This window comes from Empedobacter sp. GD03739, from assembly GCF_029843245.1.
Lineage (GTDB): Bacteria > Bacteroidota > Bacteroidia > Flavobacteriales > Weeksellaceae > Empedobacter > Empedobacter falsenii_B.
In genome coordinates this window covers 28,923-49,802 of the sequence record NZ_JAOCHX010000026.1, presented here as the reverse complement: position 1 = coordinate 49,802, position 20,880 = coordinate 28,923, and the positions used below count along the sequence as shown (strand labels likewise).

The following is a 20,880-nucleotide window of genomic DNA, read 5'->3' as shown; positions in this document are numbered from 1 at the left end:
ATTACTACACGAATTTGGTCATTATGTGCATTATTTAGAGCAAGTAGAAAAACCAGGTCATGAGGATGAAGAATTTGATGAATGGGAGAAACGAAATGATATTCATGTAAATCTTCCGAAAGAGGAAAAAGAAAAGTTTGCGAATAATTACGCAGATAAAATAAAATCTGAGCTGATTAAAAAAGGAGTGATACCATTTAAACCATTATAAAGACAAAAGCCAATTTAATAATGAATGAAAAAGTAGAATCTATATTAAATAAATTATTATTGAATGCAAGTTTGTATTCAATTGAATATTCGGGTATATTATCGTTTAAGTTTTCAATTAGTAATAAATCAATTTATTATGATAAAATTGATGAAGTAATAATAGAATTTGTATCTGGATGTAAAATATTTAATAAGATTACAAATTTTAATATTGATAATAATGAATTATTTGAATTAGTGTCATTGGATATTTCGAATGTTAAACTATTTGATGATAAATTTTTAGAAATTAATATTGATGATAGATATATTATTAGAGCTTTAGAAGATAATTTTGTTTTGAATGATGTTAAATGGATTATTAAAAACAAATTAAATAATTATAAAATATTTTATGATGGTTATAAAATAGAAACTATAGATTTAATTAAATAACAAAAGCCACTCTGCGAGTGGCTTTTACATTACTAAAAAATATCTAAAGAATTAATTGTTTTATAACCAAGTTACAACGCCTGAATCTACACAGTAGTTTGCACCTATTATCTTGATTTTCCCTTCTTTTTCTAAGGTGTTCAAGGTTGTACTTTGGTTACGAATATCTTCTATGGTTTGTATAACGTTTTGGTGATTTAATCTTTCTAATAAATCTGCATTTTTAGAAGAGCGTTCTTCACCTTCTTGAATGATTTCGTCGATAATTGGATTGAAATGATCAACCAAATGACACAAATTATTCATTCCAGTTTTGTGAATTGCTTCAGCGTCTAATCCGCCTTTCAAAGCGCCACATTTAGAGTGTCCTAAGACAACAATCAATTTAGAGCCAGCCACATTTGTTCCAAATTCCATCGAACCTAAAATATCTTGATTAACGAAATTACCAGCAATTCGTACACTAAAAATATCTCCTAAACCTTGATCGAAAATAAGTTCCGCTGAAGTACGGCTATCAATACAGCTCAAAACAACCGCAAACGGCCATTGTCCCTCTCTTGTGTCATTCACTTGTGAAAGTAAATCTCTGTTCGCTTTTAAATTTTGAACAAATCTTGCATTTCCTTCTTTTAAAAATTCTAACGCTTTCTCTGGAGTTGTTGTCGCTTGAGTTTCTGATGTATGTGCTTTCATTATATTTAATTTTATTGTGGGTGTTTTAATTTTTATATGTTTTTTACAGATTAATGAGCCCCGGCAACCAACACGTAACCAAAAAACTCTCTGAATGATGGGGGATTATCGACTGTTCCACGTTCGGAAATTAGTCGAATATTAATGTTATTATTTTTTGCTTTGACTTTAAATTCATCTAAATATTCAATAATATCATAATCTAAAATTCGTGTTTTACGAACATCTAATTCAAGATTAGAACCAGGTTTCAAACCATCTAATTCTTTTACAATTGCACCGCGGTTTACAAACGTTACCTCTTCAGCAAAATTCATATGGAAAACATTTCCTTCTTTCACCAACATTACGTGCGAGTTGTTGTACGATTTGATTAACGAAACAACCACACCAACAATAAGACCAATGATGATACCCTTTAATAAATCTGTTGCCAAAATTGCAATAACTGTTACTGCGAACGGAATTAACTGATCTTTTCCTAATTTTTTCATATCTAAGAATTGTTTGGGATTACCTAATTTGTATCCAATAACCAATAGGATAGAGGCTAAAACCGCATTTGGAATTAAATTTAAAAACATTGGAATAGAGATTACACTCACTAATAATAAAACACCGTGCGTAATTGTAGAAAGTTTTGTAAGTCCGCCACTCATTGCATTTGCAGATGAACGTACAATAACTTGCGTAACAGGTAAACCTCCAATTAAACCAGCTAAAGAGTTTCCGACACCTTGTGCAATCAATTCTCGATTTGTAGGTGTTTGACGCTTTAAAGGATCTAATTTATCAGTTGCTTCTACAGATAATAAAGTTTCTAATGATGCTACAATTGCGATGGTAAATGCAACTTGCCAAACCATAGGATTTGTTAATCCAGAGGCGAAATCGGGCATAGTAAATTGTCCTAAGAAATCTGAAACACTTTCAGGAACAGGAACTTTTACTAATAAATTGTGGTCGATATAAAATACTTCGTGGTTGGTATCACCAATTGTAACTTGGTACAAAATACCTACTAATACAGCTACTAATGATCCTGGTAATAATTTGAAAAAGTTTGATTTTTTTCCTAAAATATTGTCCCAAACAATCAAGATAAATAAAGAGATTGCTGTAATAATAATCGCTCCTGGTGTGATAAAATCTAAACTAAAATTACTAAAACTAAACGTTTCTGTATAGCCTAACGCTAACGGAATTTGTTTCAAGAAAATTGAAATACCAATCGCACACAACATTCCTTTAATCACCGAAGATGGAAAGTAATAACCAATAACTCCGGCTTTTAGAATACCTAGTAATATTTGAAAAATTCCGGCGATAACAACTGCGACTAAAAATAGTTCGTAAGCGCCCAAATCTGTAATAGCAGTTAAAACAATAACGACCAAACCAGCCGCTGGACCAGAAACACCAATTTGAGATTTAGAAATAAGACCAACAACAATTCCTCCTACAATTCCCGCAATAATTCCGGCAAATAAAGGCGCACCACTGGCCAACGCAACACCTAAACATAAAGGCAATGCAACGAAAAAGACAACAATACTCGCAGGTATGTCCTTTTTCCAATTTTGAAAAAGATTCATAATAGTTTTAAAATGAATTATTTAATAATTTAAAATGATAAAATAAATTTGCTGTCCATTCAATAGATTTGAATAGGATGATGCAAAAAATCAATTAAAAAATTAAACTAATTCTGGAGGTGGAGTTGTCACACCATTGTCTAAAGACGCATATGCATTAGAATGATGAAAATCCGAATATGTAATTTGTTTCACATTAAAAAATGTAAACAATTTTATTTCGTGGAAATAATGTATTTTTTCTGTGATTTCGCTCGAAGAATTTTTCTGATTATTTTCTTCTTCAGTTGAAGTTTGAGAAAACAAAGCTTTTTGATCATTGTCAGAAGAATCTTTTTTGTCTTGTTGCTCCATTCTCATCTGATAATCTACATAACCCGCCAACCCTTGCATGTTCGTACTGAACACCAAAAGAAGCGTGAAAAAAATTCCAATGCTATGTTTTATCAGGTAGTCTTTCATTATGTCACAAAAATATATTTTAATTTTTAATTACAAAATAGAGGATATCATTTTTAATAAATATTTATCATTTTATTTTATGACGCTTAACAATGTTTATTGATTTTAAATATTGTCTAGATATAAAATTGATATCATAAATCATTTTTACACAATTTTTTTAAGAATAAATTTGCAAAAAGTTAAATTTTGAGAAAGTATATAAGTGTAATGTTTTTAGTTGCTTTAGTTGCAACTACTTTCGGGCAAGGGAAAAATAATAAAGGTAAATTTTATGTTTATTGGGGTTGGAATCACGCGCAGTATACAAAATCAGATATTCAGTTCAAAGGAGATGGATACGATTTTACGTTAGATAATGTAGCAGCTCATGACCGTCAAACTTCTTTTGGAATCAAGTATTTCAATCCAAGTTCTATGACGATTCCGCAATATAACTTCCGTTTAGGTTACTTTGTTTCGGATAATTGGAATATCTCTTTCGGGATTGACCACATGAAATATGTGATGGATCAAGATCAAGTTGTAAAAATGAATGGTCACATCAATACAGGTTCAGATTACGATGGAACATATAATAATGTCGATCAAAAATTAACAGAAGATTTCTTAACGTTTGAGCATACAGATGGTTTGAACTATGCTAATTTAGAGGTTCGTCGTTTTGATAATATTCAACATTTCCCAATCACAAAAAATGGAAAAGGAATCGATGTTAACGTAACAGCTGGTTTGGGAGCAGGGATTTTATATCCACGTTCTAACGTAAAATTGATGGGTAATGAACGTTATGATGAGTTTCACTTAGCAGGTTTTGCAACAGCTGCAATGGTTGGGATTAACTTTACTTTTTGGGATTATTTCTTTGTACAGGCCGAATTAAAGGGTGGATATGCTAACTTAAGTGATATTCGTACAACTGCAAACAAAGCTGATAAAGCAAAACAGGATATTGTGTTCTCTCAACAAAATTTAGTTTTTGGAGCAATTATTCCAGTTTTTACTCATAAAAATAAGTTAAACTTTTAATTAAGTAGTTTAATATAAAATATATAGCCTAATTTTAAGAATCGATTAGACGATTTGAAAAAAATTATTAGCGGAGACATCATTTAAGTACAATTTGTACTGGATGATGTCTTTTTTTATCTATAAATTTAACCTTTCTCGATAAAGAATTGTTACTTTTACAATTATTTAGATTTGAAATTAACATGAATAGATTTTCTGTATTAGTCGCAAGTATCTTGATATCGACAACAGCAATGGGACAAAAAGTAATGACGCCAGAACTTCTTTGGCAAGTAAAAAAAGTAGCTCCAGTTGGAGTAACGAAAGATCAAAAAAATCTGATTTACAAAGTAACTTCTACTAACGTAAAAACACAAGAAGACACATCGAAAACGTATATGATTTCGTTGGCAGGAGGAAAAGCTTCGGAAATCGAAGATTATAAAACGCTTTTGGCTGATGAATCGTTGAATAAATCTCAACAATATAAAGCAGAAACTGATAAAGTTAAATTACAAAAGGTTTTTGGTTCTGATTATTATCCAGAAATGGATAAATCAAATGTGCAGATTTATAACGAATTAAATTACAGACATTGGGATACTTGGAATGATGGTAATTACGATCATTTATTTGTATCAGAAAATAAAGAAGGTTCGACTAAAATTGATGTTTTAAAAGACGAACCATATTCTGTTTCAGAATTTGTTTGGACGCCAGATGGAACAAAAGTTTTGTATGTTTCTAAGAAGAAATTCGGAACAGATTACGCATTAAGCACAAATACAGATATTTATCAATACGATTTAGCAACGAAAACGACGAAAAATATCACAGAAGGAAAAATGGGTTATGACAATACACCAAGTTTTTCTTCTCAAGGAGATTTTGCGTTTTTGAGCATGGAACGAGATGGTTACGAAGCAGATAAAAATGACTTAATCGTTCGTCGTGGTGATATCGAAATGAATATTACAAAACATTGGGACGGAACCGTACAAGGTTATAAATGGAGCAATGATGGTAACAAAATTTATTTCAACGCGCCAGTAGGAGGAACAATTCAATTATTTGAGGTTGATGTAAACTTCAAAATGAGAAAAATGCCTTTCATCAAACAAATTACAAAAGGTGATTTTGACATTGCAGACATCAAAGAAATTGTTGGTAATAAAGCAATTGTTACAAAAACAGATATCAATCACGCTGCAGAAATTTATGTAGTTGATTTGAAATCTGGAGCATTAACGCAATTAACAAACGAAAACAAAGATATCTTCGATAACATTGCGTTGAGTGATGTAAAAGCACGTAAAATTAAAACTACAGACGGAAAAGAAATGTTTGCATGGGTAATTTATCCGCCAAATTTCGATCCGAATAAAAAGTACCCAACTTTATTGTATTGTCAAGGTGGACCACAATCTGCTTTAACGCAATTTTATTCTCCTCGTTGGAATTTTCAATTAATGGCAGCACAAGGGTATATTGTAATTGCGCCAAACCGTCGTGGAATGCCAGGTCATGGAGTAGAGTGGAATGAGCAAATTTCTAAAGATTGGGGAGGACAAGTAATGCAAGATTATTTGGCTGCGATTGATGATATCTCGAAAGAATCTTATGTAGATAAAGATCGTCTTGGTGCTGTTGGTGCATCTTACGGAGGATATTCTGTTTATTATTTAGCAGGTATTCACGAAGGTCGTTTCAAGTCTTTTATTGCACATAATGGTGTTTTCGATTTGAAATCGATGTACGGAACTACAGAAGAAATTTTCTTTACAAACTGGGATGCTGGTGGTGCTTGGTGGGAAACAAATAACAAAGCTGCGCAAAAAACGTACTCTAAATTTGATCCAAGTAGTACAGAATTAGTAAATAAATGGAATACGCCAATGTTAATTTATGTTGGAGGTCATGATTATCGCGTGCCAATGGGACAAGGACAAGAGGCTTATCAAATTTTACAATTGAAAGGAATCAAATCTCGTTTTATTTATTTCCCTGAAGAAAATCACTGGGTGTTAAAACCACAAAATTCTGTGATTTGGCATACAGAATTTTTCAAGTGGTTAAAAGAAACATTGTAATTCATTTGATTTATAAATCATAACTATAATTTAAAAGTGCAATTTCTATAGAAATTGCACTTTTTTTATTTCTTTGAAAATCAATGACAATATCTAATAAACGAACCAATTATTTTTTAAAATTTTGTAGAGTAGAATAATCGTTGTAAATTCAAAAACATAAGTCAAAACCCAATTTATGAGTAAGGATAATAACAAAATATATTTTTCGAATAGCCCATTTACAAACGGACACAAAGTAATAGATTTTGTTTGGAGTGCTCGCCTTGATGAAAATTTTGACCTTTGGATGGATCTTCATTTAGAGTCAGATAATTATGACGAAGAAGAAGAATATAAAGATGATTTGGATGAAATAGATGACATTTCTGAAGAGAATGCCGAAAAACAGCTTTGGATTAATTATGATCATGCTATCATCTCGAGTACATATTGGAACAACAAAGGGATAAAGATAGACAATGATGCGCAATTAGATTTTAATCAACTCAATAAAAAAACATTCGAAATTGATCCTCTTCCAGTAAATCTTGACGAGTCAGAAAATCTTGCTTTTGGTATTTCAATGTTAGGTAATGACACGGTTGCTCAGCACGAAATTACGTTTTTAGATACAGAAGAATTTGGTGTTTTTGACATCAAATGGAAAGGAAAAATAGCCAATACTTATTTAGGAGAAACCGATTTTGATTATGATTTTTATGTCTATATGAAGAACATAAAATTTAACGGAATTAAAGTTCATCCATCGTTAGAAAAAGAAAAAGTTACAGCATTTTTTGAGAAAAGTTTAACTCATTTTAATGATTTCGAATTAGTAGATACCGATGAATTAGAGTTAGAAAACTATATTCTGAAAATTAAAAGACAAGAAGATTAAAAAATAAATTTACCTTAGATTCATAATTACACTCCTAAACCATTTATATGATCAACCAAATCATCAAAAATTGTGAAGACGAAGAAATTCAGTTTCTCAACGAAATTCAACCTTTTGGATATTTGATAGGAATTCATAAAAATTCGCATCAAATTGAATTTTTTTCTCAAAATATTGATGAATTATTTAAAATTTCTACTGAAAAGATATTAAGCCAACATATTAATCAACTTCATGATTTTGAGCTTGATTTTGATGAGGTTTTGAATTTAGAACAAGGTGAATTTTACCGAACTAATACAAAAGTTAATTCAAAAACCTACCATTTAACAGTTTATCATTTTGATGAATTGATTTATTTGGAGTTAGAAGAATTAATTATTTTAGAAAACAGATTAGCTTATTATAATTTTTCTGAACAAATCCTGTACTCTAAGTCTATAAGCTCAACTTGGGATAGGTTGATTTCATCTATCAAGAGTTTGATTCATTACGAGAGAGTAATGTTGTATAAATTTTTGGAAGATGGTAGTGGCGTTGTTATAGCGGAAGAAAGTGATAAGGGATTAGATTCTTATATGGGGTTGCGTTTTCCAGAATTTGATATTCCTAAACAAGCACGTCAACTGTATTTAAAGAAAAAAAGCCGTTTGGTTGCAGATGTTGATAGTAAAAGAATCATTTTAATTGGTAATGAGAATTATCAAAAAATAAACTTGATGTATTCCTCTGTTAGAGCACTTTCACCGATACATCTTCAGTATTTACGTAACGCAAATTGCGCAGCAAGTTTCTCTATTTCTATTGTTATTAACGAGAAATTGTGGGGAATTGTAGCGTGTCAGAATTCCAAGCCAAAATTTATTCCAAATCAAGTTCGTTTGCAAACTGAATTATTGACGCGTCAAGCAAGGTTGACTTATGTGAATTTTAAATCAACTGAACGATTAAAGTTCCAAAATCATTTTAACGAAACAGCGATTAAACTGAAAGAAAATCTTTTAACGGAAGAAAATCTTCAGCAATCAATGAACAATAATCTAAAAGAGGTTCTTAACCTTACAAAGGCAGATGGGATTGCGTTGGTTAATTTTGACGATGTTTTTGTAGAAGGCGAAACGCCAGATAAAGAAGAAATTTTGAGAATAAAAGAATGGGCATTTAAAAGAAACTCAGCACGTTTATTTACCTCGAATACTTTTTATCTAGATTATGGACAAGAGATTAGGCTTAGTCCAAGTTCGGCTGGTGTAATGTTTTGTTTTCTAAATCAAACTTACGAACATTTTATTATTTGGTTCAAAAAAGAACAAGTTCAAACCTTAGATTGGGCTGGAGAACCAAGTAAAATTAAAAATGTAGATGTTATAAATGGCGATGAAATACATAGTTTTTCTCCTCGAACTTCTTTCAAAATTTGGCAAGAGAATATTAAGAATAAATCGTTTATTTGGTTAGATAAGGAGAAATATGTTGCCAAAGAAGTAATAAAGTTAATTATAGAAACACTTCATTTACAATCATTCAAAATTCATAGTTTATATGAGCAATTAAAGGAAATAAATGACGAATTAGACTCGTTTACCTATACAGTTTCTCACGATTTACGTACACCTTTATCGGTGATGAAATTGAATTGTCAGATGCTTCAAAGAAGTTTGATAGATGATGAAATTAAAAATGATCGATTAAAAAGTGTTATAGATGAAATTGATCGAATGACACAAATGATGCAGGATCTTTTGGCGTTGAGTAAAGCTAAAAAATCAGAAATTGTATTGTCTACAATCGAAACAAAACCAATCATAGAAAAGATTATACACGATGTTTTATTGTATTATAAAACTAATGATACACAAGTTGTTGTAGAAGAAATACATAATGTTTTGGGGGATAAAACGATGTTTTATGAGGTTTTTCTGAATATTATTGGTAATGCAATAAAATATTCTTCCCAAGCACAACATCCAATCATAAAAATATGGTCAGAATTGAATGAAGAGGAGGTTATTTTTAAAGTAAAAGATAACGGAATCGGAATAAAACAGGAAGATTACAACAAGATGTTTAAGCTATTTAGCAGAATGTCTAACACAGGAAATATCTCTGGAAATGGTGTAGGGCTTTCTATTGCGCACAGAATGATGGATAGAATGAATGGTGGTATATCTTTTGAAAGTAAAGTGGGAGAAGAAACAACTTTTATATTAACATTTAAAAAAATCTAACAAATGCTATCTGATTATTTAAAAGAAAAAACAGCGGTTTATCACAAAGAAATTGAAGATAAATTAGAATCGAATAAATTGTTTAACAGCACATTTACAGATAAAAATTATTATAAAATGTTGCAGGTTAATCATATTTTTCTAAAATCGTATGAAGATTCTATTAAAGAATTTTTGAATGAAAAAGACTTAGAAAATTTAGCCTTAACAAAACTCAATAAATTGTCTTTGATTCAACAAGATATTAACGAGTTGGGCTTAGAAGAATTGAATGTACCAAAACAATTCGAGCTTCGAAATAGAGCCGAAGCAATTGGAGCTTTGTATGTGATAGAAGGTTCTATGCTTGGCGGAAATGTAATTGCAAAAACACTGAAAAAGTATCCTTTTTTAGAGAATAAAAGTTTCAATTATTTTGGACATTACGGCGAAAACCTTGGTCAAATCTGGAAAACTTTTATTGGTTATATTAATCAAGAATTTACAACTGAAGAAGAGCAACAACAAGTTTTTGAAGGGGCAAAAAAAGCCTACGAAGATTTGATAAGTTTTGCTTAGAAAAAATATTTTTAAATAAGACCTCTTTAGTTTCGACTAAAGAGGTCTTATTTTTTTATGAAGTAATTAAAATTATTGATTAGATTAATTATATTAGTAATTAATAAAAATAGTGCATTTTACTTTTGTTTTTCCATTTAGCTTGACTTTCATATAATCAAGTGTAAATTATCCTAATTAAGATAAGCTATTTTATCAGATTATTAATTGTCAATCCAATCATCAAATGATCGGTATGAGATGTTTTCAGACTTTGAAGCATGTAACCAGCTTCCAAACTGAAAGTTGGCGAAATAACGTAACCAAAGCTTAAACCAAGTCGATTTCTATCAAATGTTTTATCTTTTACAGCTTGCAAAAAAATCTCGTCATACGCTTTCAAATACCACGTATTTTCGATCAATTTTACATTATTTAGTGGAACAGTTGCAGTTAATTGATAACGAAATCTAAATTGTGTATCATTTTCTAAAAAGCGTTCTTCAACACGAAATCGATGCGCGAAATTAAAACGTTGTAAAGCATGTTTTGTATTGAATTGTTGATACAAACGATGTTCTTGACTATGAGCATAATCATCTGTAGCAGTAGGAGTTCTGTTTTGAATGTAGGCGTAACCAGCTAAAATTGTATTATTATTTTCGGTTAAATTGTATCCTATTCCTCCTCGAATCAAAAGTTGATTCAATTGATCTAAATCTTCGTACGAACGATATTGTATATCCGACTGAAAATTAAAATCTTTATTGATTTTTTGATTGATATTTAAGGTATTCCAAGTTCTAAAATTACTTTCTTGTGCATGCACACCGAAGTTGGCTAAAACAATAAAACAGGCTAATATTTTCTTCATTCATTCAATTTTAACGAAAAATAAAAAAAGACACGAAAACGAATCGTGTCTTTTGTCATTATAAATTAAATTTATTTTGTTACATTTTCACTTTTGGTAGAATATCTTTTCCAAAAATTTCGATAGATTTCATCATATCCAAGTGATTTGGCGCTCCCACGTCCATGTGTGCAGAAAAACGAGTTAAACCAAACATTTCCTGATATTTCAAAATACGATCAACCGCTAAAGAAGCGTCTCCAACAATCAAATGTCCATTTGTAGAACGTCCATAGTCAAACTGTGGTTTTGTATATTTTGGCCAACCTCTACTTGCTCCAATTCTATTCATTTGTGCACCATAAATTGGAAAATATTCTTCTGCAATTTTTTCTCTATCTTCTCCAAAAAAAGAGTGCATGTGAACGCCAATTTGCATCGTTTTAATATCATGACCATTTTCGATATAAACTTGTTTATAAATTTCGAACAGATAGTTAAAATCAGCAGGATTGCCTCCAATAATCGCGAAAATAATAGGTAAACCTAATGTTGCAGCACGTACAATTGATGATTTTGTTCCGCCAACAGCAATCCAAATAGGTAGTTTTTCTTGCACAGGCTTTGGATAAACACTTTGATTAATAATTGGCATTCTAAATTTTCCGCGCCAATTGATTACTTCGTTTTTATTTAAATCTAAAAGTAAACGAAGTTTTTCATCAAAAAGAGCATCGTAATCGTTTAAATCATAACCGAAAAGAGGAAAAGATTCGATGAATGAACCGCGTCCAGCCATAATTTCAGCACGACCATTCGATAAATTGTCAACACTAGCAAAATCTTGATACAACTTTACGGGATCTGTAGAACTGATGACAGAAACGGCACTTCCCAACTTAATATTTTTTGTAACTGTAGACAAAGCAGCCAAAATAATTTCTGGAGAAGAAACTGCGTAATCAGGACGATGATGTTCTCCAATTCCAAAGAAATCTAATCCAATTTCGTCCATTAATTTTACTTCTTCTATAATCTCACTCATACGTTGTTGAGGAGTTTGTGTATAACCAGTTTTAGGATCAATATGTAGATCGCCAAACATTCCTATTCCTAATTCCATACTATTTTAGATTTAGTCAAATTTACGTATAGAATTTTAGATTTAAATTGATATAGGATAGTTAATAAAAGATCAAATTTGTATATTTAATGTTATATATTCTGTTATGGAAGAATTTTTAGCGAAATCGATTCAAAATGAATTGATTTTAATTTGTATATCGATTATAATTGGCGTTTTGATCGGTACGGAAAGAGAATATCGCAACAAATCTGCCGGTTTACGAACATTCATTTTAGTTAGTTTTGGTTCCTGTTTGTTTACAATTCTTTCGATCCGAATTGGAGTAGGAAATCCTGATCGATTGGCTGCAAATATCATTACGGGAATTGGATTTTTAGGAGCCGGAGTAATTTTTAAGGACGATAATAAAGTTGCAGGGATTACGACCGCAACTACTATTTGGGCGACTGCATCGTTGGGAATGTGTATTGGAGCGGGGTATGTTTATTTAGGTTTATTGGGAAGTGTTATCGTTTTGATTATTTTGGTTGGATTAACTTATCTTCAAAATTATATTGATGATTACCATAAAATTAAATATTATACAATTCTGACAAAGTCGAAAGAGGAATATGAATATTGTCAAACATTATTTAAAAAATTTGATTTAAAATTTTCGGTTGCTAAGCAACATGCTACAGATGGAAATGTTTCTACAACTTGGTTGGTTAGAGGTAAAAGTAAACAACATAAAATGTTGATGAAGCAATTATTAGATGATAAAATTATAAAAACCTATCAATTTTAATTAGCATGAAAAACCTAACAGATGACAAAAATATTTGGTTAGATGAACCGGAAGATCACGATTTTACTGCTGCGCAAGATTATTTGGAATTAATTTTTAAGCCTGAAATAGCTGCTTCGCTTGCAAATAAATTATCGGAAGCCAAAACAATAATTAAAAAATCCAAAGATATTTTCAGAGCGAGTAAATTGAGTTTACTTCCTTTGGAGAATAGGCATGTTCAAGAGAATTTCAAAAAAAATAAAAGCAAATAAAAAGCTTTCTCCAATTTTGTTGGTAAGATCTGCGAACGAATTAATCATTGCAGATGGTTATCATCGCTTGTGTTGTAGTTATTATTTGACGGAAGATTTGGACGTTCCTTGTCGATTGATTTATGTCGAATAAAAAAGTGAAATCAAATCTTGATTTCACTTTTTTATTATCTAAATTCTATCCGTGTATAGCTTCTTTATTTCCGTAAGATTGAATCAAATTTCCTTCAAAATCCAACCATTCTTTCCAACGTTTGTCCACATCAACATCAGTTGAAAGTTTTCGAGCAAAATTTAAGAAAGTTGTGTAATGATTCGCTTCCGAAACCATCAAATCATAGTAAAACTTTGCTAATTCTTCGTCGTTTATATTTTGAGATAATGTTCTGAAACGCTCACAACTTCTTGCTTCAATCATCGCTGCAAATAATAGACGATCAACAAAAGCCATATTTCGAGAACCATCTTTTTTACAAAATTTCATCAATTGACCAACATAATCATCTTTTCGCTCGCGACCTAATTTGTATCCACGACGCTCGATAATTTCTACAACCATTTTGAAATGTTGCATTTCTTCGATTGCAATATCCGACATTTCCTGAATAAATTCGTCATGTTCAGAATTATACGCAATCATGGTAATCGCGTTTGTCGCCGCTTTTTGTTCACACCACGCATGATCTGTTAAAATTTCTTCTAAATTTCTTTCCGCAATATCAGCCCAACGTGGGTCTGTCAAAAGTTTTAATCCAAGCATTTTTCGAAAATTCTTAAAGTTCAAATTTACGAAATTATATTGTGTAAAATTGCACATCAAGATTCTTATCATTTATTCAGGAATCAAGTAAATTCATAAATTGAGCACTAATTTTATTAGATAATTTTTTTCTCAATCATTTCTAACATCACATCCGATGCATGTTTGAAAGTTGGTGCTTGTTCCGTCAAACTTGCTGCATTTTTTTTGTTCACTTTAAAAATTAAATCTTTCTCAATTGTAAATAATAAAGCGTTTGTAAATGGATTTTTGATGTAAGAACTCAAAATTAAAAAAGTCTGTTCAACACTATGAAATTGCTCAACTTCTTCGGTTTTATAACGAAATGTGAAGGCAAAATTGTACTCATTATTTTCTAAAAGATGTAAACGAACAAATATATTTTTAAGATCAGTATCTCCAATAGTTTTGGCCATTGTAAGTTTTGCAAAAGTTCCTTCTTTGATACTTGATTTTACTTGCCCGAAAAATTCTTCAAAAACAGTTTGATAAGACATTTTATATAATTTTAGCTGCAAATTTACATTAAAATAAGCCAAATTGGGTGTATAATATTTAATCTTCCAATTAAGAAACAGAAAGTGTAATTTTGTGGGATGAAAAAACTTTTAATCATTGGTCAAGTTTGGCCAGAACCAACTTCTTCTGCGGCAGGAACTCGAATGATTCAGTTAATCGATTGTTTCAAAAAAACTGAATTTGAGATAACTTTTGCGTGCGCTGCCTCAAAATCTGATTATAGTTTTGATTTGATTTCGAAAGGAATAAAAGAAGTTGAAATTCAGTTAAATGATGAAAGTTTTGATGATTTTGTAAGAGAATTAAATCCTGAAATTGTTCTTTTTGATCGTTTTATGATTGAAGAACAATATGGTTGGCGAGTTTCGAAAGAATGTCCAAATGCATTGAAAATTTTGGATACAGAAGATTTGCATTTTTTACGAAATGCGCGACAAGAAACAGCTAAAAAAGGAATAGAATTTACAGAAGATTTATTGTTTTCTGATTTAGCAAAACGAGAAATAGCTTCTATTTTACGCTGTGATTTATCGTTGATGATTTCGAAAAAGGAAATAGAAATTCTACAAAATCAATTTAAAATTGATGAAAAAATCTTGTATTATTTGCCTTTTTTAGAAAATGAAATTACAGAAGAAAAAATCAATTTTTGGAAAAATTTTGAAGAAAGAGAACATTTTATGTTTATCGGAAATTTTATTCATGAACCTAATTTTAATTGTGTTCAGACCTTAAAAAAAGAAATTTGGCCAATTTTGAGAAAGAAACTTCCGAAAGCTGAATTACATATTTATGGTGCTTATGCAATGCAAAAAGTTTTGCAATTAAATAATCCTTCCGAACGATTTTTGATCAAAAGTAGAGCAGAAAATGCGCAAGAAACGATGTCAAATTACAAAGTTTTGTTGGCGCCGATTAATTTTGGCGCTGGTGTAAAAGGAAAGTTTGTGGATGCAATGCAAACTGGAACTCCTTCGGTTACGACTACGATTGGAGCAGAAGCAATGAAAGATAATTTTGATTGGAATGGTTTTGTAGAAGATGATTTTGAAGCGTTTGTGGAGAAAGCTATTTTGCTTTACAATAATGAGAAAGAGTGGGAAATTGCTCAACAAAATGGAGTCAAAATTCTGAATGAAAATTACAATAAAACTAAATTTGAAGCTGATTTTTTAGTGAAGATTAAATCGATTGAAGAAAATTTAATTCAACATCGAAATCAAAATTTTATTGGTCAAATTTTGCAACATCATCATCATCAAAGTACAAAATATATGTCACTTTGGATTGAACAGAAAAACAAAAACCTTCCGAAATAGGAAGGTTTTTGTTGATTATTCTACTTTGAAGCTATTTACAATTTTGACAAAATCGCTTTTCATTATTTCTTGATTTTCGAAACTGCAATATTGTAAAATCTGATAGACAAATTCTTTCGTTTCGATTACAGTTTGTAGAAAATAAATATGTCCAGATTCGGGATCATTTGTTTCAAATTCAGTATAGGCATAATTGAATCCCTGTTCGTAAGCAACATAAGGTTTTTTGATATAATTAAACCCTTTTTGTGTTTTATATGGCCCGATAGAATTTAGCGTATAATCAATCATATCCAAATTAGAATCTGCCAATTTTAATTCATCTTTGTGTTCAAAAATCACAAATCCATACGAATTCGGCTTTGGAGCAAGACTTTCAAATTGAATAGTTGCATAATCATTTAACCCAACTGTACGTTGAAAATCTTTTGGAATAGTTAGCGCAAACGATTCAGCTCCATGTATTTTCTGTTGAGCAAAAGCGGTAATATATGTAAAAAGAGAGGCGATGAATAACAATTTTTTCATTGGATGAATTTAGATGACGAATATAAAAAAAGCCTTGATTATCCCAAGGCTATAACGTTATTATTTAAAATAAATTGTTTATTTCGTTGAACAAGAATTATTTCCTGATTGACAAGGAGAAGCTCCTTCTACAATTTTAACACCTTCAACTTCTTTTATTTTACCAAAACCTCCAGCAACGTCAATTAAATTTTCGTAACCGCGAGCACGTAAAATAGACGTGAAAATCATTGAACGATATCCTCCTGCACAATGTACCAAATAGGTTTCTTCTGGATCGATTAATTTCATTGATTCGTTGATGAAATCTAATGGAGCTGTAATTGCACCTTCTACGTGAGAAGTTTCATATTCACCTGGCTTACGAACGTCCAAAATTTTTAATTCAGTTTCATCAACTAACTCTACAAACTCTTCTGGAGAAACCGAAACAATTTCATCGAAATCTTTTTCAGCTTCAGCCCAAGCTTGGAAACCATTGTTCAAAAATCCGATTACATTGTCATATCCGACACGAGCCAAACGTGTTACCGCTTCCTCTTCTTCACCAATTTCTGCAATTAACAAAATTGGTTGTTTGATATCTGTGATTAATGTACCAACCCAAGGTGCAAAATTTCCTCTAATTCCAATATTGATGGAGTTTGGAATAAATCCAGCTGCAAAAGTTTGAGGATCGCGAACATCTAAAATTAACGCATTTGTATCTTCCGCAACTTGCATAAATTCGTCTGGAAATAAAGCTTTATTCGCACGTTCTTTCACTACATCCAAAGATTCAACACCCAATTTGTTCATCATTACATTTTCTGGAAAATAGAATGGAGGAGGTAATAATCCTGAAGTTAATTCTACGATAAACTCTTCTTTTGTCATGTTAGGATTCAACGCATAATTTACTTCTTTTTGATTTCCTAATGTATCAAAAGTTTCTTTACTCATGTTTTTTCCACAAGCAGAACCCGCTCCGTGAGCAGGATATACAATTATATCATTAGCTAAAGGCATAATTTTTGTTCGTAACGAATCAAATAAATAACCTGCTAATTTTTCTTGTGTTAAATCTGTATTTAATTTTTGTGCTAAATCTGGACGACCAACATCACCAATAAATAAAGTGTCCCCAGTAAAAAGAGCGTAATCTTTACCGTTTTCATCTTTCAATAAATACGTTGTACTTTCCATTGTATGTCCAGGTGTATGCAATACTGTGATTGTAATATTACCTAAAGTAAAAACTTCTCCATCTGATGCAATATGTGCATCAAAATTTGTTTCTGCTGTAGGCCCATAGACAATTGTAGCTCCAGTTTTTTGCGCTAAATCAACGTGTCCAGAAACGAAATCTGCATGGAAATGCGTCTCGAAAATATACTTGATTTTAGCGTTATCTTTTGTAGCTTGATCGATGTAAGATTGTATTTCTCTTAATGGATCGATAATTGCAACTTCACCATTGCTTTCAATATAATAGGCACCTTGTGCAAGACATCCGGTGTAAATTTGTTCAATTTTCATAAGAATAATTTAGTGTGTAAAAATACAAATAATTAAAATTAGAATTTTCCTCTGATGGACTAATTCTGATACTTTTCTTCTATTTAAAATCAAATAAGATTGATAGTTATAGCTAAAACTATGAATGAAATCATAGGTTATTTCGTCATCTTTTTTAAATTAATAAACAATTCATTTCCTGCGCGAGGAGGAATCGAATTATAACAATTTTCCATTACCTTGAAATCAAAATAATCGTTGAAATACGTCTGATATTCAGTTTTATCACCTCCAAAAGGTGGCGTGTTATTTCCGAATTCTCTGTTGAATAATACACCAACTAATTTTCCGTTTTCGGCTAACAGTTCGTTCATTTTGATGCTATAACTTTGACGTAATTTTGGATCTAACGCACAGAAAAAAGTTTGTTCTAAAATCAAATCAAATTCACCATCTAACTCAAAAAAATCTTGATGAAGAACTTTGATATTGGGATTATGTTTAAATTTTTCTTTGATTTTTTCAACTACAATTTCCGAAATATCAATCAATGTAATATTCGTAAAACCTTGTTCCAAAAGATATTCTGCTTCGTAAGCATTTCCACAACCTGGAATCAGAATTCTGATATTTTTATCTTCCAATTGATCGATATACTCTTTTAGTGGAGTAGAAGGAGCTTTTAAATCCCAACCAGTTTGATTTGTGATGTATTTATCGTTCCAAAAATTTTCGTTCAGTTCCATACTTTAAATTATTGAATTATAAATTCTTCGATGAACATAAAAATTGCCATTAAAATAATGAAGATTGCAAATGTTCGTTTTAGAAATTGTACTGGTAAAAATTTGTTGATGTAGGTTCCGACAAGAATTCCAACCATAGAAATTCCAATGAAAACACTCAAAAAACTCCAATCAATTTTGATGTGTAAAGCATCACCAATAAAAAATCCGATAAGTGAATTGATGGCAATAATTACCAACGAAGTTGCCGAAGCTTTTTTCATATCTAATTTTGCAACCATCATTAATGCCGGAACAATCAAAAAACCACCGCCAGCACCAACCATTCCTGTTAATCCTCCGATTAAAAATCCTTGAATTAATAAAAGAGGATTTAGCTTATCATTTTTCTGATCAATTTGTTCTTCTTTCTTACCTTTTAACATAGAAATAGCTGCGAAAACCATCAGAATAGCGAATAAACCAAACATTGCCATTCGACGTGTGACGATAAAATCGCCTATAGAAAATAAATTACTTGGTAGGGCAGGAATTAAAAATGCACGAACCAATGTAATTCCAACAACAGCTGGTAATCCAAATTGAAAAACGACTTTCCAATCAACCATTTTTTGCGAAGCTTGCTTTATTCCTCCAATCAATCCTGTCGATCCAACGATGCATAATGAATAAGCAGTAGCAATTTTTTCGTCGAAATGAAAAATATACGCTAAAATAGGAACGGCTAAAATAGATCCACCACCACCAAGAACTCCCATAATTAGTCCGATGAAGAAGGCACCTACAAAACCAAAAAACTCTATAAAATCCATTTTTTTCTCTCGATTTTTACAAATCTATAGCAAATACAATAACAATTACTATAGGTATATTATGAAATATTGTTGTAAATTAATACAAATGCCTACTAAATCAATAGACGTGTATTATTTTACTTTTTTTTAATTATTATGCAAATTTGGTGTAACATTTTCAAAAAAACTGCTACTAATGTTACATAAGCATAATAGATAAAAAACTTAAAAATTACTAAATGAAAAAAATTTTTATGTCTATCTTATTTGCAGGATCAGCGTTATTTGGTCAGCAAATAAAATTTGATGAGTATACTCTACCAAACGGATTGCATGTTATCCTTCATCAAGATAATTCTGCTCCAGTTATTACAACAGGTGTTATGTATCACGTAGGTTCGAAAGATGAGCAAGTTGGTAAAACAGGTTTTGCACACTTTTTTGAGCATTTATTATTTGAAGGTACACAGAACATCAAAAGAGGAGAATGGTTCAAAATTGTATCTTCTCATGGAGGTTCTAACAATGCGAATACAACAACGGACAGAACATATTATTACGAAACTTTTCCATCAAATAATTTAGAATTAGGATTATGGATGGAATCTGATCGTTTGCGTCAACCAATCATCAACCAAATTGGTGTTGATACACAAAAAGAAGTTGTAAAAGAAGAAAAACGTTCTCGTTTAGACAATCAACCTTATGGTAAATTTTCGTATGGAGAAGCGGTTAATCCTCATGTTTTCAAAAAACATCCTTACCGTTGGAGTGTAATTGGTTCTTTTGAGGATTTGAGTAATGCAAAATTAGACGATTTCAAACACTTTAGTCAAACTTTTTATGTGCCAAATAATGCTGTATTAGTTGTTGCGGGTGATTTTAATAAAGACGAAGCAAAGAAATTAATTGAGAAATATTTTGGTGTAATTCCAAGAGGAAAAGATGTTGTGAAAACTATTGTGAAGGAAGATCCAATTACATCAGAAATTCGTGCAACAGAATATGATGCAAATATTCAGATTCCTTTATTGGCAATTAATTATCGTACGCCAGATAACAAATCAAAAGATGCTTATGCATTAGAAATGTTATCAAGCTATTTAACAGGTGGAAAATCATCAGTTTTATATAAAAAATATGTTGACGAGAAAAAAGAAGCATTACAAATATTTGCTTTCAATCGTCAAATGGAAGATTACGGAATTTATTCAATAGGAATTTTACCACAAGGAGAAGTTTCTTTGGATAAATTAGAAGGAGATTTACAACAAGATATTGAAAAAGTTCAAACAAATTTGATTTCTGAAGAAGATTACCAAAAAATCTTAAATGGAATTGAAAATAGTTTTGTGGCTTCAAAATCGGGTGTTCAAAACATTGCACATGCTTTAGCAGATGCTTATATGTTGGGCGGAGATACAAATAAAATCAACGAAGAATTGAAAATTTATCAATCTGTAACAAGAGAAGATATTCGCAATGTTGCTAAAAAGTATCTAAACAAAAACCAACGTGTAATTATTCATTATTTACCAGAATCTAAAAAAGCTGCAAAATAAAAAACA

22 protein-coding genes are annotated in these 20,880 nt (G+C 30.9%); 11 read left to right on the top strand and 11 right to left on the bottom strand.

Annotated elements, in window-relative coordinates; translation table 11 throughout:
* Nucleotides 1–211 (top strand): hypothetical protein (locus N5E64_RS10000; protein ID WP_280037402.1); only part of this gene is annotated, 211 nt, incomplete at its 5' end.
* Between the two features lie 20 nt (nt 212–231).
* The gene (locus N5E64_RS09995; RefSeq protein ID WP_038333623.1) at nt 232–648 is read left to right on the top strand and encodes a hypothetical protein; all 417 of its coding nucleotides are present in this window, start codon (nt 232–234) and stop codon (nt 646–648) included.
* Nucleotides 649–708: 60 nt separating this feature from the next.
* Here N5E64_RS09995 and N5E64_RS09990 read toward each other — a convergent pair whose 3' ends face one another.
* From N5E64_RS09990 to N5E64_RS09980, 3 genes are all read right to left on the bottom strand, one after another.
* Nucleotides 709–1,344 (bottom strand): carbonic anhydrase, encoded by a 636-nt coding sequence (locus N5E64_RS09990; RefSeq protein ID WP_280037400.1) that lies wholly within the window; start codon nt 1,342–1,344, stop codon nt 709–711.
* Between the two features lie 50 nt (nt 1,345–1,394).
* Nucleotides 1,395–2,939, bottom strand: a complete 1,545-nt coding sequence (locus N5E64_RS09985; protein ID WP_280037397.1) for a SulP family inorganic anion transporter — start codon at nt 2,937–2,939, stop codon at nt 1,395–1,397.
* 102 nt (nt 2,940–3,041) lie between these two features.
* A complete protein-coding gene (locus N5E64_RS09980) occupies nt 3,042–3,332 on the bottom strand; it encodes a hypothetical protein (protein WP_280037394.1) in 291 nt (96 codons plus the stop codon).
* 258 nt (nt 3,333–3,590) lie between these two features.
* On the opposite strand from N5E64_RS09980, the gene N5E64_RS09975 reads away from it, so the two are divergent.
* From N5E64_RS09975 to N5E64_RS09955, 5 genes are all read left to right on the top strand, one after another.
* Nucleotides 3,591–4,430, top strand: a complete 840-nt coding sequence (locus tag N5E64_RS09975; protein WP_236688191.1) for a hypothetical protein — start codon at nt 3,591–3,593, stop codon at nt 4,428–4,430.
* A 185-nt stretch (nt 4,431–4,615) separates the two neighbouring features.
* Complete coding sequence (locus tag N5E64_RS09970) at nt 4,616–6,502, top strand: S9 family peptidase (protein WP_038333627.1); 1,887 nt, start codon at nt 4,616–4,618, stop codon at nt 6,500–6,502.
* Between the two features lie 178 nt (nt 6,503–6,680).
* A complete protein-coding gene (locus N5E64_RS09965) occupies nt 6,681–7,382 on the top strand; it encodes a hypothetical protein (RefSeq protein ID WP_038333628.1) in 702 nt (233 codons plus the stop codon).
* 47 nt (nt 7,383–7,429) lie between these two features.
* Nucleotides 7,430–9,610 carry an ATP-binding protein gene (locus N5E64_RS09960; RefSeq protein WP_280037389.1) on the top strand — a complete coding sequence of 727 codons (2,181 nt, stop codon included), beginning with the start codon at nt 7,430–7,432 and terminating at the stop codon, nt 9,608–9,610.
* Nucleotides 9,611–9,613: 3 nt separating this feature from the next.
* Complete coding sequence (locus N5E64_RS09955; RefSeq protein ID WP_280037388.1) at nt 9,614–10,168, top strand: biliverdin-producing heme oxygenase; 555 nt, start codon at nt 9,614–9,616, stop codon at nt 10,166–10,168.
* Nucleotides 10,169–10,355: 187 nt separating this feature from the next.
* Here N5E64_RS09955 and N5E64_RS09950 read toward each other — a convergent pair whose 3' ends face one another.
* Nucleotides 10,356–11,021: a DUF2490 domain-containing protein gene (locus N5E64_RS09950; RefSeq protein WP_280037386.1), complete on the bottom strand. Its 666-nt coding sequence runs from the start codon at nt 11,019–11,021 to the stop codon at nt 10,356–10,358.
* A 79-nt stretch (nt 11,022–11,100) separates the two neighbouring features.
* Entirely contained in the window at nt 11,101–12,123 is a 1,023-nt protein-coding gene (locus N5E64_RS09945) for an LLM class flavin-dependent oxidoreductase (protein WP_280037385.1), read from the bottom strand.
* Between the two features lie 106 nt (nt 12,124–12,229).
* Between N5E64_RS09945 and N5E64_RS09940 the strand changes: the two genes are divergently transcribed.
* Both N5E64_RS09940 and N5E64_RS09935 read left to right on the top strand, forming a co-directional pair.
* Nucleotides 12,230–12,874: an MgtC/SapB family protein gene (locus N5E64_RS09940; protein WP_280037384.1), complete on the top strand. Its 645-nt coding sequence runs from the start codon at nt 12,230–12,232 to the stop codon at nt 12,872–12,874.
* Between the two features lie 5 nt (nt 12,875–12,879).
* Nucleotides 12,880–13,128, top strand: a complete 249-nt coding sequence (locus N5E64_RS09935) for a hypothetical protein (protein WP_280037383.1) — start codon at nt 12,880–12,882, stop codon at nt 13,126–13,128.
* 178 nt (nt 13,129–13,306) lie between these two features.
* Here the strand turns inward: N5E64_RS09935 and N5E64_RS09930 are convergent, their stop codons facing one another.
* Together N5E64_RS09930 and N5E64_RS09925 are read right to left on the bottom strand one after the other, a co-directional pair.
* A complete protein-coding gene (locus N5E64_RS09930) occupies nt 13,307–13,888 on the bottom strand; it encodes a tRNA-(ms[2]io[6]A)-hydroxylase (RefSeq protein ID WP_115001228.1) in 582 nt (193 codons plus the stop codon).
* Nucleotides 13,889–14,004: 116 nt separating this feature from the next.
* Complete coding sequence (locus N5E64_RS09925; RefSeq protein WP_280037381.1) at nt 14,005–14,406, bottom strand: hypothetical protein; 402 nt, start codon at nt 14,404–14,406, stop codon at nt 14,005–14,007.
* A gap of 99 nt (nt 14,407–14,505) precedes the next feature.
* Between N5E64_RS09925 and N5E64_RS09920 the strand changes: the two genes are divergently transcribed.
* Entirely contained in the window at nt 14,506–15,747 is a 1,242-nt protein-coding gene (locus N5E64_RS09920; protein ID WP_221854751.1) for a glycosyltransferase, read from the top strand.
* A 15-nt stretch (nt 15,748–15,762) separates the two neighbouring features.
* Here the strand turns inward: N5E64_RS09920 and N5E64_RS09915 are convergent, their stop codons facing one another.
* The 4 genes from N5E64_RS09915 to N5E64_RS09900 all read right to left on the bottom strand — a co-directional run bounded on the left by N5E64_RS09915 (nt 15,763) and on the right by N5E64_RS09900 (nt 19,330).
* On the bottom strand, nt 15,763–16,275 hold the full coding sequence (locus N5E64_RS09915) for a hypothetical protein (RefSeq protein WP_221854750.1): 513 nt from the start codon (nt 16,273–16,275) through the stop codon (nt 15,763–15,765).
* 78 nt (nt 16,276–16,353) lie between these two features.
* Entirely contained in the window at nt 16,354–17,793 is a 1,440-nt protein-coding gene (locus tag N5E64_RS09910; RefSeq protein ID WP_125350198.1) for a rhodanese-like domain-containing protein, read from the bottom strand.
* 137 nt (nt 17,794–17,930) lie between these two features.
* A complete protein-coding gene (locus tag N5E64_RS09905) occupies nt 17,931–18,518 on the bottom strand; it encodes a methyltransferase domain-containing protein (RefSeq protein ID WP_115001220.1) in 588 nt (195 codons plus the stop codon).
* Nucleotides 18,519–18,526: 8 nt separating this feature from the next.
* On the bottom strand, nt 18,527–19,330 hold the full coding sequence (locus tag N5E64_RS09900; protein ID WP_115001218.1) for a sulfite exporter TauE/SafE family protein: 804 nt from the start codon (nt 19,328–19,330) through the stop codon (nt 18,527–18,529).
* 221 nt (nt 19,331–19,551) lie between these two features.
* Here N5E64_RS09900 and N5E64_RS09895 point away from each other — a divergent pair, with 221 nt between their 5' ends.
* On the top strand, nt 19,552–20,874 hold the full coding sequence (locus N5E64_RS09895; RefSeq protein ID WP_115001216.1) for a pitrilysin family protein: 1,323 nt from the start codon (nt 19,552–19,554) through the stop codon (nt 20,872–20,874).
* Nucleotides 20,875–20,880 lie beyond the last annotated feature (6 nt).

Bases quoted from the DNA above. Each gene is read 5' to 3' on its own strand.
- N5E64_RS09925 (WP_280037381.1), bottom strand. From the start codon at position 14,406: ATGTCTTATCAAACTGTTTTTGAAGAATTTTTCGGGCAAGTAAAATCA.
- N5E64_RS09955 (WP_280037388.1), top strand. From the start codon at position 9,614: ATGCTATCTGATTATTTAAAAGAAAAAACAGCGGTTTATCACAAAGAA.
- N5E64_RS09895 (WP_115001216.1), top strand. From the start codon at position 19,552: ATGAAAAAAATTTTTATGTCTATCTTATTTGCAGGATCAGCGTTATTT.
- N5E64_RS09965 (WP_038333628.1), top strand. From the start codon at position 6,681: ATGAGTAAGGATAATAACAAAATATATTTTTCGAATAGCCCATTTACA.
- N5E64_RS09990 (WP_280037400.1), bottom strand. From the start codon at position 1,344: ATGAAAGCACATACATCAGAAACTCAAGCGACAACAACTCCAGAGAAA.
- N5E64_RS09900 (WP_115001218.1), bottom strand. From the start codon at position 19,330: ATGGATTTTATAGAGTTTTTTGGTTTTGTAGGTGCCTTCTTCATCGGA.
- N5E64_RS09930 (WP_115001228.1), bottom strand. From the start codon at position 13,888: ATGCTTGGATTAAAACTTTTGACAGACCCACGTTGGGCTGATATTGCG.
- N5E64_RS09950 (WP_280037386.1), bottom strand. From the start codon at position 11,021: ATGAAGAAAATATTAGCCTGTTTTATTGTTTTAGCCAACTTCGGTGTG.
- N5E64_RS09940 (WP_280037384.1), top strand. From the start codon at position 12,230: ATGGAAGAATTTTTAGCGAAATCGATTCAAAATGAATTGATTTTAATT.
- N5E64_RS09945 (WP_280037385.1), bottom strand. From the start codon at position 12,123: ATGGAATTAGGAATAGGAATGTTTGGCGATCTACATATTGATCCTAAA.
- N5E64_RS09960 (WP_280037389.1), top strand. From the start codon at position 7,430: ATGATCAACCAAATCATCAAAAATTGTGAAGACGAAGAAATTCAGTTT.
- N5E64_RS09920 (WP_221854751.1), top strand. From the start codon at position 14,506: ATGAAAAAACTTTTAATCATTGGTCAAGTTTGGCCAGAACCAACTTCT.
- N5E64_RS09980 (WP_280037394.1), bottom strand. From the start codon at position 3,332: ATGCAAGGGTTGGCGGGTTATGTAGATTATCAGATGAGAATGGAGCAA.
- N5E64_RS09985 (WP_280037397.1), bottom strand. From the start codon at position 2,939: ATGAATCTTTTTCAAAATTGGAAAAAGGACATACCTGCGAGTATTGTT.
- N5E64_RS09915 (WP_221854750.1), bottom strand. From the start codon at position 16,275: ATGAAAAAATTGTTATTCATCGCCTCTCTTTTTACATATATTACCGCT.
- N5E64_RS09935 (WP_280037383.1), top strand. From the start codon at position 12,880: ATGAAAAACCTAACAGATGACAAAAATATTTGGTTAGATGAACCGGAA.
- N5E64_RS09910 (WP_125350198.1), bottom strand. From the start codon at position 17,793: ATGAAAATTGAACAAATTTACACCGGATGTCTTGCACAAGGTGCCTAT.
- N5E64_RS09905 (WP_115001220.1), bottom strand. From the start codon at position 18,518: ATGGAACTGAACGAAAATTTTTGGAACGATAAATACATCACAAATCAA.
- N5E64_RS09970 (WP_038333627.1), top strand. From the start codon at position 4,616: ATGAATAGATTTTCTGTATTAGTCGCAAGTATCTTGATATCGACAACA.
- N5E64_RS09995 (WP_038333623.1), top strand. From the start codon at position 232: ATGAATGAAAAAGTAGAATCTATATTAAATAAATTATTATTGAATGCA.